Annotated in this window: 13 protein-coding genes; 7 read left to right on the top strand and 6 right to left on the bottom strand. The window is 38.9% G+C overall.

The window, feature by feature from the left end; genetic code table 11:
* Window positions 1–118 precede the first annotated feature (118 nt).
* From clpA to nrdD, 6 genes are all read right to left on the bottom strand, one after another.
* Complete coding sequence (gene clpA, locus H5084_RS02635) at window positions 119–2386, bottom strand: ATP-dependent Clp protease ATP-binding subunit ClpA (RefSeq protein WP_028870206.1); 2268 nt, start codon at window positions 2384–2386, stop codon at window positions 119–121.
* Window positions 2387–2425: 39 nt separating this feature from the next.
* Window positions 2426–2752 carry an ATP-dependent Clp protease adapter ClpS gene (gene clpS / locus H5084_RS02630; RefSeq protein WP_028870205.1) on the bottom strand — a complete coding sequence of 109 codons (327 nt, stop codon included), beginning with the start codon at window positions 2750–2752 and terminating at the stop codon, window positions 2426–2428.
* A gap of 263 nt (window positions 2753–3015) precedes the next feature.
* Window positions 3016–3960: a chemotaxis protein CheV gene (locus tag H5084_RS02625; RefSeq protein ID WP_182689452.1), complete on the bottom strand. Its 945-nt coding sequence runs from the start codon at window positions 3958–3960 to the stop codon at window positions 3016–3018.
* A gap of 168 nt (window positions 3961–4128) precedes the next feature.
* Window positions 4129–4896, bottom strand: coding sequence for a DUF6942 family protein (locus tag H5084_RS02620; protein ID WP_409077624.1), 768 nt, complete (start codon window positions 4894–4896; stop codon window positions 4129–4131).
* Between the two features lie 6 nt (window positions 4897–4902).
* Window positions 4903–5385 carry an anaerobic ribonucleoside-triphosphate reductase-activating protein gene (gene nrdG / locus H5084_RS02615; protein WP_182689451.1) on the bottom strand — a complete coding sequence of 161 codons (483 nt, stop codon included), beginning with the start codon at window positions 5383–5385 and terminating at the stop codon, window positions 4903–4905.
* A 220-nt stretch (window positions 5386–5605) separates the two neighbouring features.
* Window positions 5606–7738, bottom strand: a complete 2133-nt coding sequence (nrdD, locus tag H5084_RS02610) for an anaerobic ribonucleoside-triphosphate reductase (protein ID WP_182689450.1) — start codon at window positions 7736–7738, stop codon at window positions 5606–5608.
* Window positions 7739–8187: 449 nt separating this feature from the next.
* On the opposite strand from nrdD, the gene rsxA reads away from it, so the two are divergent.
* Genes rsxA through nth form a run of 7 tightly spaced genes read left to right on the top strand, consistent with a single transcriptional unit; the run spans window position 8188 to window position 14931 of the window.
* The gene (gene rsxA / locus H5084_RS02605; protein WP_182689449.1) at window positions 8188–8766 is read left to right on the top strand and encodes an electron transport complex subunit RsxA; all 579 of its coding nucleotides are present in this window, start codon (window positions 8188–8190) and stop codon (window positions 8764–8766) included.
* On the top strand, window positions 8763–9335 hold the full coding sequence (gene rsxB, locus H5084_RS02600; protein ID WP_028870200.1) for an electron transport complex subunit RsxB: 573 nt from the start codon (window positions 8763–8765) through the stop codon (window positions 9333–9335). The genes rsxA and rsxB overlap by 4 nt, the downstream gene beginning before the upstream one ends.
* A gap of 1 nt (window position 9336) precedes the next feature.
* Window positions 9337–11874 (top strand): electron transport complex subunit RsxC, encoded by a 2538-nt coding sequence (gene rsxC, locus H5084_RS02595; RefSeq protein ID WP_259396667.1) that lies wholly within the window; start codon window positions 9337–9339, stop codon window positions 11872–11874.
* 3 nt (window positions 11875–11877) lie between these two features.
* Entirely contained in the window at window positions 11878–12933 is a 1056-nt protein-coding gene (gene rsxD / locus H5084_RS02590; protein WP_182689447.1) for an electron transport complex subunit RsxD, read from the top strand.
* Complete coding sequence (gene rsxG, locus H5084_RS02585; protein WP_259396666.1) at window positions 12930–13565, top strand: electron transport complex subunit RsxG; 636 nt, start codon at window positions 12930–12932, stop codon at window positions 13563–13565. The genes rsxD and rsxG overlap by 4 nt, the downstream gene beginning before the upstream one ends.
* Complete coding sequence (locus H5084_RS02580) at window positions 13565–14299, top strand: electron transport complex subunit E (protein ID WP_182689446.1); 735 nt, start codon at window positions 13565–13567, stop codon at window positions 14297–14299. Before rsxG ends, H5084_RS02580 begins: the two co-directional genes overlap by 1 nt.
* Window positions 14296–14931: an endonuclease III gene (nth, locus tag H5084_RS02575; RefSeq protein WP_182689445.1), complete on the top strand. Its 636-nt coding sequence runs from the start codon at window positions 14296–14298 to the stop codon at window positions 14929–14931. Before H5084_RS02580 ends, nth begins: the two co-directional genes overlap by 4 nt.
* Window positions 14932–14936 lie beyond the last annotated feature (5 nt).

Below are 14936 nucleotides of genomic sequence, written 5' to 3'. Positions count from 1 at the left end.
AAACTCAGGCTTTAAGTAGTCATAAAAAAACCAGCTTCATCGCTGGTTTTTTTATGGCTAAAATTTGTAGTCACAATTAAAATTCGTCATGAGCAAAGAAAAATTAGCAAATAAATGATTAGTTACTCATTTCCACTTCTTTCTCTGTCTTTTTATCATAGATAAACTCAACACCATCTGCGGTTTCGTTTAAACGCACTGAGACACTACCACCCTCTTGTAATCCACCAAATAAGATTTCATTCGCAAGCGGTTTTTTAAGCTTCTCTTGAATTAAACGTCCCATGGGTCTCGCCCCCATTGCTTTATCATAACCATGCTCAGCTAACCAATGACGGGCTTTGCTATCAACTTCTAGCGACACTTGTTTTTTATCTAGCTGCACTTGTAACTGTACAATGAACTTATCTACAACTTGGCTAATTACTTTTAAGTCTAAGTGATTAAACCAAATAATATTATCAAGACGATTTCTAAATTCAGGAGAGAATATTTTGTTAATCTCATCCATCGCTTTAGCGCCCTCTTTTTGCTCTTTAAAGCCAATGCTTTGTTTTACTGTTTCTTGTACCCCAGCATTGGTTGTCATGACTAATATAACGTTTCTGAAATCAACTTTGCGCCCGTTACTATCAGTTAATGTCGCATGATCCATTACCTGTAACAGAATGTTATAAACGTCAGTGTGTGCTTTTTCTATTTCATCTAACAGCACCACAGAATAGGGATGTTTAACTACCGCATCAGTTAATAACCCTGCTTGTTCATACCCTACATAACCAGGAGGAGCACCAATCAATCTTGATACCGTATGTTTCTCCATGTATTCGGACATATCAAAACGTAACAACTCTACGCCTAATGCTTTAGCTAACTGCTGCGTGACTTCTGTTTTACCCACCCCCGTTGGGCCAGCAAACAAAAAAGATCCCACAGGTTTTAATTCATCAGATAAACCAGAACGATTTAAATGAATAGCATCAGTTAATGCATCAATAGCAGTATCTTGGCCAAAAACCGTCATTTTCAAACGACCGTGTAATTTTTCCAGTGCATCTTTGTCTGAGCTAGACACGGATTTTTCTGGGATACGTGCGATTTTAGCAATAATGGTTTCAATTTCAGCCACACCAATGGTTTTTTTGCGTTTGCTGACAGGCAATAAACGCATTTGCGAACCGGCTTCATCTATCACATCAATGGCTTTATCGGGCAACTGGCGATCATTGATATATTTAGCGCTCAACTCAGCGGCAGCCATCAATGCTTTGTTAGTATAACGAATATTATGATGTTCTTCGTAACGTGAACGTAAACCGAGTAGAATTTGGCTAGTTTCTTTAACCGAAGGTTCAAGTACATCTATTTTTTGGAAACGTCTCGCCAAGGCATGTTCTTTTTCAAAAACCTGGCCATACTCTTTATAAGTTGTGGAACCAATACAACGAAGTTTGCCACCCGTTAATAAAGGTTTTAATAGGTTAGCAGCATCTAGTTGCCCACCCGTTGCCGCCCCTGCACCAATAATAGTATGGATCTCATCAATAAATAAAATCGCATTTTTTTGATCTTGTAATTTTTTTAATACTGTTTTGAAACGTTGTTCAAACTCACCTCGGTATTTTGTACCTGCTAATAATGCCCCCATATCTAAAGAGTAAATAATATGATCATCAATTACTTCCGGTACATCATTATGTACAATACGGTACGCAAGCCCTTCTGCGATGGCGGTTTTACCAACACCGGACTCACCAACTAATAACGGGTTATTTTTACGGCGGCGACACAATATTTGCACGCAACGCTCTAATTCTTTTTCGCGACCAATTAAGGGATCGATAATACCAGCAACCACTTGCTCATTAAGATTAATGGTAAAGGGCATTTCATCGTTTTCTTCCACTTTAGATTCAATCTGCTCAGGTTCATGAAAGATCACCGTATCAGGGTGTTTTTCAACGCCATGGGAAAGGTAATTAACCACATCTAAGCGTGACACATTAGACTTTTTAAGAAAGTAAGCCGCTTGTGATTCTTGCTCACTAAAAATAGCCACTAGCACGTTAGCAGCACTCACTTCTGTTTTTCCCGATGATTGCACATGGAAAATAGCACGTTGCAGTACACGCTCAAAAGCGATCGTAGGTTGTATTTCTAGCTTTTGGTTTTTAACCTCAGGCAAACTGGGGTTAGTATCTAAAAATTCCGTTAATTCAATATGCAGAGAAACAATATCAACAGAACAAGCTAGCAAAATTTTCTTTATTTCTTCATTTTCTAATAAAGCTAATAATAGATGCTCTAATGTCATAAATTCATGGTATTTTTCATACGCAATACGGAAAGCTAAATCGAGGCTATGTTCTAAAGGTTTATCTAGCATGGAGACTCCTTAGGAGAGTGGGAATAAAAAACGGCTTAGTTAACTCTCTTTTTCCATCGTACATTTCAATGGATGTTCATTTTCTTTTGCATAATTGTTAACTTGCATTACTTTTGTTTCTGCAATTTCAGCACTGAATGTACCGCAAACACCGACACCTTTGTAGTGTACATTTAACATTACTTCCGTAGCTGCTTCATGGTCTAATCGGAAGAAGCGTTGCAACACATCAATTACAAAATCCATTGGTGAATAATCATCATTATGTAATAACACACTATACAGTGGCGGCGGCACTAGTTTTGTTTCTTGGGATTCGATTGTTGCCGACTCACTTCCCGTTTGTGGAGAATTTTGATCACTCATGTTTTAGTCTAGTCTTCATTATTAAAGTTATTGAAATAGTTAATATTATTAAAGCGATTTACGTTACCAGCATCTCATTTTTTATATTCTACTGAGTATAAACCTATTTATAAAAGCTATTGATTCGAGGATCAACGCAGCTATTAAAAGCTAGAGTAAAGCTTAAGCAGATAATGTGCAATCGTGTAAAGGCAAAAAGCGATAGCGATGTGAAGTAGTCATAACAACGTTTGCTAATTTGTTCGTTTAACGAACAAATTAAATTATTCGCTTAATTTTGCTTTTAAACGTTGCTGCACTAACTCTACCAACAAATCAGGCTGAAACTTAGAGAGAAACTCATTACAGCCTACCTTTTTTACCATGGCTTTATTAAAGTCACCACTTAAGGAAGTGTTAAGCACCACAAATAAGTCCGACATACGCGGATCATTGCGAATCTCTGAAGTTAATTTATAACCATCCATTGCAGGCATTTCAGCATCGGTGATCAGCATTAATATTTCATCTTCAATCTTTTTACCTTGGTCAGCCCACCCTTTTAAAATATTCAATGCTTCTAGACCGTTTTTAGCAGGAATAATTTCAACTCCTAATTGCTCTAAGGTACTAGCAACTTGATTTCTAGCGGTCGGAGAGTCATCTGCATGTAAAATTTTACGACCAACAAATTCAGGTATAATACTTTCATCTAATACACCATCAGAAATATCCACTTTATAAACGAGTATTTCAGCCAATACCTTTTCTACATCGATAATTTCAACTAGTTCTTCATTATCATTTCTTTTAAGCTTTGTTATCGCAGTTAAATAATGTCCTCTACCTACCGTAGTAGGCGGTTCCATAATCTCCCCCCAAGTCATATTGACAATATGATCGACAGGCCCAACCAAAAAGCCCTGAACACTTCGGTTATATTCGGTGATAATTAAATTTGATTGCTCATCGGGCACCAAGGGTTGCAGACCGATGGCCGCTTTTAAATTGATAACGGGAATGGATTCGCCACGAATAGTAGCAACACCATCGATATGTGGATGAGAGTTGGGTAATTTATTAAGGTAAGGTAATTTCACCACTTCTTTTACTTTAAATACGTTTAAAGCAAACAGTTGACGACCTAAGAGATGAAATAATAATAATTCTAACCGATTTTCACCAACCAAATTCGTACGCTGATCAACTGTATCCATTAAGTTTGCCATACACATTCCTTTAAAAAAATTCAGAGTCGCTAAGTCTAGTTCGTTTTATAGAAAAGATACTACGGATTAACGAAAAATGAGCGAAGTTTTAGAAACATAAACGAATTAATTGAATTTAAACCAAATTATGAACCATTAAAAAGCTGAGATATAAATATAATCAATAGCTTATTCGAACTCTGCAGTGTCTATTACACCTTCGTCAGAGCCTGTTACAAGCGCGCTTAATAGGAAAGATAAACGCTGTATTTTTTGATTGGATAATTGTCGATAATCAAAATAAGGACAAACAATAACCGCATGTTCAAAATTAATCGCAAACTCTTCATTCAACCATGATAAGTCGACAGTCAATAAACCATCATTTATTAATTTTTTAGCATAAGTTCGCCCACAGATAATATGGAATGTCTTGTTATGGGAGTTGTTATGAGTATTATTAACAGTATTGGTATGGGTTTTCGTATCGGTACTGTTGCCACTCTTATGATGAAAATCTGAAAACGCAGATTGTGACGAAATCGAAGTAAACGCTAGATGAGGAGGACTAAATATTAATGCTGTACCGCTGTGAGCTTGTAATAAAAATTGATCTCGATATTGTTGCCACGTTAGTGCCATTGTCGAAAAATTAAAATGTGTAGTATCTAGCGCATACAAAAGCTTGGCATAAACATTAAATACTTTACGCCACCCATTACCACACGCCCTTCCAATTAATTCTATTTGCTCAACTTGCAAAGGCTGAATACAGCTCAAAGACTGATACTCAGGCATCTTCGGTTGATTAGCAATATACACAGCAAAGGTAAATTGAGCGTCACCTAAAGCCACGACTTTAGTATCTCTTTTACTGGGTATTCCTTTATTGGTTATTACTGTATCAGTCATTATTTTATCGATCTTCGCTTTATCATTGATTGCTTTGCTGGACATTTATTATTACTTATTAACAGAGGCTTTTCTCAAGTAATGTACCACTTGGTTAGAACTACCGCGCCATGCTAATGATGGGTCAGCAAGATCTTTTACAAACTTACCATCAATCAACACATCCACCAGCTCAATAATCTGTTTTTGTTTATTATTCAGTTCCGACAATACATACCCCGTCCACATCCAAATGTCTTTACCTTCACATTCACGTTTAACACGCTGAATAAGCTTTAGAACTTGCTCAACATTTGCTGGATGCAAAGGGTCTCCACCGGATAACGTTAACCCTTGTTTTTTTATACGTTGATCATTGAGATCCTGGATAATTTGATCGGCAACTTGATCAGTAAACAACTCGCCCGCATCAGGAGACCAAGTCGATTGGTTGTAACAACCTTTACAGTTATGAATACAACCGGACACAAAAAGTGTACAGCGGGTACCTTCCCCGTTTAACACATCAATTGGGTAATATTTTGAATAGTTCATAAGTAGTTCTTATTTGCTTAGTGTTAACTGTTTAATGTTAGTTGCTTAATATTAAGTTCGTCAGTGCCCACCAAAACATTCAATGGAATCTTATCCTTGGAGCCCGCTTTATCAGTGTGTTCATTTTCTTTAGTAGAACACAGAAAATCGGTCCTAATAATTTATCAGCACAGACGAATAAGCTAAAAGTACAACCACGACAGCGAACAATAACCACAAACTATAGATGCTTGACGCGTCGCTTAACTTCCTCTTGTTTACCTTCATTAAATGGCCGTGCATCTGGGCTGCCTAAATAGCCGCAAACTCGGCGTGTAACTGCCACCTTATCTGGATCTGAGTTACCACAACTTGGGCAAACAAACCCCTTACTTGTACAATCAAACTCGCCAGTAAAGCTACATTCATAACATTCATCGATTGGTGTATTGGTGCCGTAATAGGGAACACGTGTATAGCTATAATCCCATACATCCTCCAAAGCTTTCAGGTTGTGTTGCATATTCGGGTATTCGCCGTAGCAAATAAAACCTCCGCTAGCGATCGGTGGATATGCCATTTCAAAGTCTAATTTATCGTAAGGATTGACTGCTTTTTCGACATCTAAATGGAAGGAGTTTGTGTAATAGCCTTTATCGGTCACCCCTTCTAATACACCAAAGCGTTTAGCATCTAGACGACAGAAACGGTCACATAAATTTTCAGAGGGTGTGGAGTACAAACTAAATGCATAACCTGATTGCTCACTCCACTCTTGTGTTGCTTGCTTTAAACGCGTGATGATTTGTAATGCTTTTTGCTGCTTAGTGGCGCAATCAAAGATATGTTTTTCATTACCGTATAAGGCATTTACCGTTTCATGTAAGCCAATGTAACCCAATGAAATTGACGCTCGGCCATGTTTAAAAATATCAGCAATACAATCGTCAGCTTTCAAACGCACACCACAAGCCCCTTCCATGTATAGAATAGGTGCCACACTGGCTTTAACTTCACTTAACCTTTCAATACGCGTATCTAATGCTTTTTTAGCTAATAGTAATCGTGTATTTAATAATTCATCAAAGCGTTCGATATTACCATCTGCTTCTAATGCAATACGCGGTAAGTTGAGACTCACCACACCCAGATTATTTCTGCCATCATGAATTAACTCCCCCTTATCTAAGCCACTTTTTTGGTAATAAACATCGAGGAAACTACGACACCCCATTGGTGTTTTGAAGGATCCAGTGACCTCTACTACCTTATCGTAATTTAAAATATCAGGGTACATACGCTTTGACGCACACTCGAGTGCAAGTTGCTTAATATCATAATTTTGATCGTCAACTTTATGATTTAAGCCATCTTTGATAGCAAAAACTAATTTAGGGAAAATAGCTGTTTTACGATTTTTACCTAAGCCAGCGATACGATTTTTAAGAATTGACTGTTGTATCAAACGCGACTGCCAATCACTTCCTAAGCCAAAACCAAAGGTAACAAAGGGGGTTTGTCCATTAGCTGTGTGTAACGTATTCACTTCATATTCTAGCGATTGAAAAGCGTTATAACATTCTATTTCTGTTTGCTGCGTTGCATAGGTATGCGCATCTTCAATATGCCATTGTTGTGCGGTTTTTAAATGCTTATCAAAGCTTTTGGTTACATAGGGAGCGAGTATCGTATCGATACCATTAATGGTGGTTCCACCGTAAATGTGGCTTGCGACCTGTGCAATAATTTGTGCTGTTACTGCGGTTGCGGTTGAAATTGACTTAGGCTGTTCAATTTCTGCATTACCCATTTTAAAACCATCGGTAAACATGCCTTTAATATCAATCAACATGCAATTAAACATCGGGAAAAAAGGGGCATAATCTAAATCATGGTAATGAATTTCACCCGCTTCGTGTGCTCGCACGACATCACGCGGCAAAATATGCGACTTGGCATAATGCTTAGCGACGATACCAGCTAATAAATCGCGTTGCGTAGGAATGACTTTGCCATCTTTATTGGCATTTTCATTTAATAATGATGCATTACTTTGTTCAATTAATCCGTCTATTTCACTGTTTAAATGACTTTTCCGTTCTCGTGCAATATCTCTATCGTGACGATACTCAATATATATACGCGCCAGTTCAATATGATTACTTTTCATCAAACACGCTTCAACCGCATCTTGAATGTAATGAATATCTACTTGCTCTTGTCCTACCAAGCTTGTTTCAACTTCAGCAGCAATCGCAAAAGCATCGACACCTTTACAACGAGCAGCTCCAGAGGCTTTCAAAACGGCTTCAGCAATGCGTAAAGCATTAAAAGGGACTTGACTACCATCTCGTTTGATCACAACAGGTTTCATTTACAGCTCCAATAATTAATTCACAAGACACAATATATAGTGCCCGTGAACTATACCTAGCACAATATGTAGCATATTGATGTAAATCAACTTTGAAAACACCATGTCCAATTTGTGCTTTAAATATTCAACTGAATGAAATAAATAACTCCGACAATATTTATTAAAAGTGCTCGGTTTATGATCAAAGTTAACAACGAGAAATAAGTAAAAAAGTTAAATCGCTATATTAATTATCATTAATTAATACTTATCAACATGATACCTTTCCCCCAAATTACCCCCATTGAAATCTCAATTAATCGGATGCTTTAATTGGTTGACACAGCAAATAACAGGAACACTAAAATTGATAATACTTTTACGCTGAACTTATCAACTTTTATTGTTATAATGCGCCTCATTTTCAACGCATCAAATCACCTACGAAAGTAGTGGAATTATTATTTATGAGCGATTATTTTTTACTCTTTTTTGGCACAGTGTTAGTTAATAACTTTGTGTTAGTAAAATTCTTAGGCTTATGCCCTTTCATGGGCGTTTCAAATAAAATTGAAACGGCTGTTGGTATGTCATTAGCAACCACTTTTGTATTGACCTTAACGGCTGCGCTTTCTTATATTGTAAACAATTATTTATTAGAGCCTTTAGGATTACACTACTTGCAAACCTTAAGCTTCATTTTAGTGATTGCAGTGGTGGTGCAATTTACTGAAATGGTGATGCATAAAACCAGCCCAACTTTGTACCGTTTGCTGGGTATATTTTTACCGTTAATCACCACGAACTGTGCCATTCTTGGTTTAGCATTATTAAACTTAACTGAGCAACACAACTTCGCACAATCAGTTATTTACGGGTTCGGTGCCGGTGCAGGTTTCTCATTGGTATTAGTTTTATTCTCTTCAATACGTGAACGCTTAAGCGCGGCTGATGTACCATTACCCTTTAAAGGCGCATCTATCGCGATGATTACGGCCGGCTTAATGTCGTTAGCATTTATGGGCTTTACTGGGTTAATTAAATGATCATAAGTATTATTGTTGCGATTTTAACGCTAGGTATTTTAGGGCTTATTTTTGGCTCTTTATTGGGTTACTCGTCTATTCGATTTAAAGTTAAAGAAGACCCCATTGTTGAAGAACTTGATGCGATGTTACCTCAAACACAATGTGGTCAATGCGGTTACCCAGGTTGTAAACCCTATGCAAAAGCTATTGCAGAAGGTGACGACATTAATAAATGCCCACCTGGCGGTGAAGCAGTAATGCTACAGTTAGCTGAGCGTATGGGGATTGAGCCTAAAAAATTAGAAGGTGAAGAAAAGCCGAAGTCAGTTGCCTTTATCCGTGAAGACGAATGTATTGGCTGCACCAAATGTATTCAAGCATGTCCCGTTGATGCTATTTTAGGCGCAACAAGACAAATGCATACGGTGATCACCGATGAATGTACCGGCTGTGAATTATGTGTCGCGCCTTGTCCAACCGATTGCATCGACATGTTACCTATCAAAATTACTACCCAAAATTGGCAGTGGAACTTACAAACAATTCCAACTAAAACAATTCCAACTGAAAGCAATGACGAGCCGTAACATGACCCAGCCTAATTATTTATTAAGTGACAAAAAATTAGAACAAATTGCTGCCGGTAAAATGTGGGATTTTCACGGTGGTGTACACCCTGCTCAAAACAAACAACAGAGCAATCAAAGTGCCATTACCGATGCAGGCATTCCCGACGAATTAATTATTGCCGTTGAACAAAAAGGTCATATCCCCGAACTATTAGTGAACGTTGGCGATCACGTATTAAAAGGCCAACCTTTAACCAAAGTTTATGGTGCATTAGTAGTTCAGCATGCCAGTAGCTCAGGCACAATAAAAGCAATTGAACCAAGAACTGATTGCCACCCATCAGGTTTACCCGTGTTATCTATTGTAATTGCCACTGATGGCTTAGACAGAATTTATCCATATCAAGGCTTTGAAGATTATCGTAATGAAAACCCCGCAACCTTAGTTGAAGCAGTTCAACAAGCAGGCATTATAGGATTAGGTGGCGCAGGCTTTGCCACGCATTTAAAGTTAGCGCATAGTGAAAATCGCTTATTAATCATTAATGCTATTGAGTGTGAACCTTACATCACTTCTGATGATCGCTTGATTCAAGAGCATGCCGATGAGATTATCGAAGGCATTCAAATAATGCAGTATATGCTACAACCTAAGCTGACTATTTTTGCGGTTGAAGATAACAAGCCAGAAGCCATTGAAGCTTTTACTAAATCATTACTAGCATTACCTGACAGCATCAGCGAAAAGATATTACTCAGAGTGATCCCGACGCGCTACCCTTCTGGTAGTGCGAAACAATTAATTGAAGTATTAACCGGTGAGCAAACACCAGCTTACAAACACTCTTCGGAACTTGGTATCGTAATGCTCAATGTCGGTACTATATTTGCGGTAAAAGAAGCCATCATCAATGGTAAACCACTGGTATCGAGAATAGTCACGGTCACCGGAGACGCTTTTGTTAAAAAAGGTAATGCGCGGGTACGTATCGGGACACCGATCCAGCATCTCCTAGATACTTATTGGTTAAATGAATTAGACCATCAGAAGCTTATTATCGGCGGTCCTATGATGGGCTTTACGGTGAGCAATCCTGAAATGCCCGTGAGTAAAATTTGTAACTGCATATTGGCACCAACGATTAAAGAACTACCAGAACCAAAAGAGGAAATGAGCTGTATTCGCTGTAGCGAGTGCGCAGAGGCTTGCCCCGTTGAGCTATTACCACAACAACTACTATGGTACTCACAAAGTGAAGACCATAAAAAATTAGAAGAATACGACCTATCAGCTTGTATTGAATGTGGTGCCTGCGCTTATGTTTGTCCAAGCCATATACCATTAGTAGAATATTATCGCGTCTCTAAAGCACAGATTAAAACCGAAAAAGTTGAAGCAGAGAAAGCAGCAATTGCACGCCAACGCCATGAAGACAGAGAATTACGTTTAGAAAATGAGAAAAAACAGCGACAACTTAAACATAAACAAGCCGCTGAAAAACGTAAACAACAAATGAAAGACAACAATAACGGCGAAGACCTTGTTGCCGCTGCATTAGCTCGAGCAAAAGCGAAAAAGCAAGCCAATGCTAATTTAGACGTCAGCAAAGAGGCTGATACCGCCAATGTAGAAAAACCAAGTTCTCAAAATAGCCAAGTCGCCGCAGCAATTGCTCGTGCAAAAGCAAAAAAACAAGCGGCTGCAAATGCGGAGTCAGAGACAGTGACTGAATCAACCGAAAAACAGGCTGATCCTAAAAAAGCAGCTGTCGCAGCAGCAATTGCTCGTGCAAAAGCAAAAAAACAAGCGGCTGCAAATGCGAAGTCAGAGACAGTGACTGAATCAACCGAAAAACAGGCTGATCCTAAAAAAGCAGCTGTCGCAGCCGCCATCGCCCGTGCAAAAGCAAAAAAACAAGCGGCTGCAAATGCGGAGTCAGAGACAGTGACTGAATCAACCGAAAAACAGGCTGATCCTAAAAAAGCAGCTGTCGCGGCTGCTATCGCCCGTGCAAAAGCAAAAAAATTAGCTGCCGAAAATACTGAGTCAGAGACAGTGACTGATTCAACCGAAAACCAGGCTGATCCTAAAAAAGCAGCTGTCGCAGCTGCTATCGCCCGTGCAAAAGCAAAAAAATTAGCTGCCGAAAATACTGAGTCAGAGACAGTGACTGATTCAACCGAAAACCAGGCTGATCCTAAAAAAGCAGCTGTCGCAGCCGCAATCAAACGCGCCAAGGAAAAGAAATTAGCAAAAGAGGCTGAGACGGCTCAAACAAACAATCCATCAGAGCCTGATAATACAGAAGTGATTAAACAACGCGCTATACGTAAAGAGCAAGCACGTTCACATAAAAAACAATTGGCAGAAGAAACACCAAAAATTAACGATCAAAAAACACAATCAGAAACGAACAACGAAGACGATACTCAACAGACTCAAGTAATACCATCCAATGAGCCTGTCAGTGATAATAATCAAGATGATAGAAAAACCAAAATAGCGGCTGTCATTGCCAAAGCAAAAGCCAAAAAACTGGCACAGAAGGATCAATAACCCATGGCACTTTTTAGTTCGACCTCGCCACACCAACGTATCAAAAGACGTACCCCCGAAATAATGAAAATGGTTATTTTAGGGTTAACGCCAGGGATTATTGTACATAGCTACTTATTTGGTTTAGCTATTTATGTACAAATAGTATTGGCTGTCGTTACCGCAGTCGCTGTCGAAGCATTATTTATGACCCTGCGTAAACGCCCTGTGATGAGTAGTATTGGTGATTATAGTGCCGTGCTTACTGCGATTTTATTGGCCATTGCAATCCCCTCTCTTGCGCCATGGTGGGTGATTGTAATTGGTACCCTGTTTGCCATCCTCATCGTTAAGCACCTTTATGGTGGACTAGGACAAAATATCTTTAATCCTGCAATGGCCGGTTATGTATTATTATTAATATCTTTTCCTGTGCAAATGACAGCATGGTTACCAATACAACCCATACAAGCTTTTCCTGTCACGTTCATTGACACCTTAAGTCTGATTTTTACCGGCTTCAGTGTTGATGGCTATAGTGTCACGCAAATTAAAACATCAATCGATGGATTCACTTTAGCAACGCCATTGGAAACGATTCGAAATGCGCTGCACGTGGGTGAAACAATATCAGAAACATTGAAAACAACCTTATTCAGTTTGGATTCACTACAAGGCAGCCAATGGGTTAATTTAGCGTATTTAGCCGGTGGACTTCTATTACTGAAAAAACAAGTCATCATGTGGTATATCCCAGTGGCTTTCATTGTAGGTATCACCATTTTCTCGTTTATTCCCTTTGCAAGTGATCCCGATTTATATTCATCCCCTCTGTTCCACCTATTTTCAGGTGCCACTATGCTTGGCGCCTTCTTTATTCTAACCGACCCAGTTACGGCAAGCACCACGGTGAAGGGGCGCATCATCTATGGTTTATTATGTGCTTTATTAGTTGTGGTGATCCGTAATGTCGGTGGATATCCTGATGCCGTTGCTTTTGCAGTATTGCTCGCCAATATGTGTGTGCCATTAATCGATTATTACAGCAAACCCAAAGTTTACGGGAGAAAACGCACATGATGCTACCCATTATCAGTCGCAATGCTTTCTTACTAGCAACTTTTGCCGTTGTTTGTACTGGGGCAATCGCATTAATTAACGTGTTAACACAACCGATTATTTTGCAACAGGAGCAGATTGCACTGCAAAATAATATTAATGAACTGATTGAACCTAACCAATATGACAACCAAATTATAGACAGTTGTTTCACCGTGGTTGACTCAGAATTATTAGGTGACAAACAACCCAAACAAGTCTTTATTGCAACCAAAAATAAACAGCCGATCGCCGCGTTGATCCAGACCAGTACCTTTAAGGGTTACTCTGGTGAAATAAAGCTACTAGTAGGCATTTATACCGATGGGAAAATTGCAGGTGTTCGCATTAATAGCCACACAGAGACACCAGGATTAGGTGATAAAATCCAAACGAATAAATCTGATTGGATCTATTCTTTTGATGGTAAAAAGTATCAAGAAAGCGCCGCTAGTAAGTGGGAAGTGAAAAAGGACGGTGGTAGTTTTGATGCATTTACTGGTGCAACTATTACACCAAGAGCCGTTGTTCATGCAGTTAAAGATACGCTTATTTACTTTCAAAAAAACAAAACGCAGTTATTTAACACAGCTGCAAATTGTGGAGATAAATAATGACTCAAGAAACAGTACATAATACGGCAAATAATGCAGATCTCGAGAGTGATATAGCGGCAGATGAAGTAGTCATTCCAGCGAATGAAGATCTTCAAATCTATAAGGAATTAAGCTGGCAAGGGTTATGGAAAAACAATCCAGGCATAGTACAGTTACTCGGATTATGTCCACTATTAGCAGTAACCAATACTTTAACCAATGCATTAGGTTTAGGTTTGGCAACATTATTTGTTGTTATTGCCTCTAATATCCTGATCTCATTAATTCGACATCATGTACCTAAAGCGATACGTATTCCTGTATTTGTAATGATCATCGCTTCCTTGGTTAGTTGTATACAACTATTGATGAATGCCTATACCTACCAGCTTTATTTATCACTAGGTATCTTTATTCCATTGATCGTAACCAACTGCATGATAATAGGGCGAGCAGAAGCCTTCGCCTCTAAAAATAATGTAAAACACTCCGCATTTGACGGTTTGATGATGGGCTTAGGTTTTACCGCAGTATTAATATTATTAGGTGCAGGACGAGAAATTTTAGCGCAAGGTACCTTATTTGATGGTATTGAAACGTTATTAGGCGATTGGGCAAGTTTTATGACCATCACCCTTTACAATACCGATACCAGCTTTTTACTTGCGGCGTTACCACCAGGTGCATTTATTCTAATGGGCTTAATCATTGCCCTTAAAAACTTTATCGACGATAAGATAGTGAACAAATGAATACAGTAAAGCGCAGAGAGATCTTAACCCGTTTAAGGGATAACAACCCGCACCCAGAAACTGAGTTGAACTTTAGCTCTCCTTTTGAGTTATTAGTCGCGGTAACACTATCAGCACAGGCAACTGATGTGAGTGTTAATAAGGCCACCGATAAGCTATTCCCTGTCGCGAATACCCCTGAAAGCATTTATGCACTGGGTGTTGATGGGTTAAAAGAATACATTCGTACTATCGGCTTATATAACAGTAAAGCTGAAAACGTCATCAAAGCTTGTAAAATGTTGATCGAGCTTCATAGCAGCGAAGTGCCACAAGATAGAGATGCATTAGTTGCATTGCCAGGTGTGGGCAGAAAAACTGCAAACGTGGTGTTAAATACCGCTTTCGGTTGGCCAACTATTGCCGTTGATACACACATTTTCCGTGTATCTAATCGTACTAAATTAGCCATGGGCAAAAATGTTGACGATGTTGAAAAGAAACTGCTGAAAGTAGTACCCGCTGAGTTTAAAGTGGATGTTCATCATTGGTTGATTTTACACGGCCGTTATACTTGTATTGCCAGAAAACCACGCTGTGGTTCATGTTTAATAGAAGATCTCTGTGAATTCAAAGAAAAAACCAGCGATTAACACAT

The sequence above is a fragment of the Psychromonas sp. SR45-3 genome (assembly GCF_014163575.1).
GTDB classification, from domain to species: domain Bacteria; phylum Pseudomonadota; class Gammaproteobacteria; order Enterobacterales; family Psychromonadaceae; genus Psychromonas; species Psychromonas arctica.
Note: the sequence above shows the minus strand (reverse complement) of the source record. Positions and strands in the feature narration are given on the sequence as shown.

Coding starts and splice junctions, on each gene's coding strand:
- clpA (WP_028870206.1), bottom strand. CDS start 2,386: ATGCTAGATAAACCTTTAGAACATAGCCTCGATTTAGCTTTCCGTATT.
- rsxA (WP_182689449.1), top strand. CDS start 8,188: ATGAGCGATTATTTTTTACTCTTTTTTGGCACAGTGTTAGTTAATAAC.
- rsxC (WP_259396667.1), top strand. CDS start 9,337: ATGACCCAGCCTAATTATTTATTAAGTGACAAAAAATTAGAACAAATT.
- clpS (WP_028870205.1), bottom strand. CDS start 2,752: ATGAGTGATCAAAATTCTCCACAAACGGGAAGTGAGTCGGCAACAATC.
- rsxG (WP_259396666.1), top strand. CDS start 12,930: ATGATGCTACCCATTATCAGTCGCAATGCTTTCTTACTAGCAACTTTT.
- rsxD (WP_182689447.1), top strand. CDS start 11,878: ATGGCACTTTTTAGTTCGACCTCGCCACACCAACGTATCAAAAGACGT.
- H5084_RS02620 (WP_409077624.1), bottom strand. CDS start 4,896: ATGTCCAGCAAAGCAATCAATGATAAAGCGAAGATCGATAAAATAATG.
- nth (WP_182689445.1), top strand. CDS start 14,296: ATGAATACAGTAAAGCGCAGAGAGATCTTAACCCGTTTAAGGGATAAC.
- nrdG (WP_182689451.1), bottom strand. CDS start 5,385: ATGAACTATTCAAAATATTACCCAATTGATGTGTTAAACGGGGAAGGT.
- H5084_RS02580 (WP_182689446.1), top strand. CDS start 13,565: ATGACTCAAGAAACAGTACATAATACGGCAAATAATGCAGATCTCGAG.
- rsxB (WP_028870200.1), top strand. CDS start 8,763: ATGATCATAAGTATTATTGTTGCGATTTTAACGCTAGGTATTTTAGGG.
- H5084_RS02625 (WP_182689452.1), bottom strand. CDS start 3,960: ATGGCAAACTTAATGGATACAGTTGATCAGCGTACGAATTTGGTTGGT.
- nrdD (WP_182689450.1), bottom strand. CDS start 7,738: ATGAAACCTGTTGTGATCAAACGAGATGGTAGTCAAGTCCCTTTTAAT.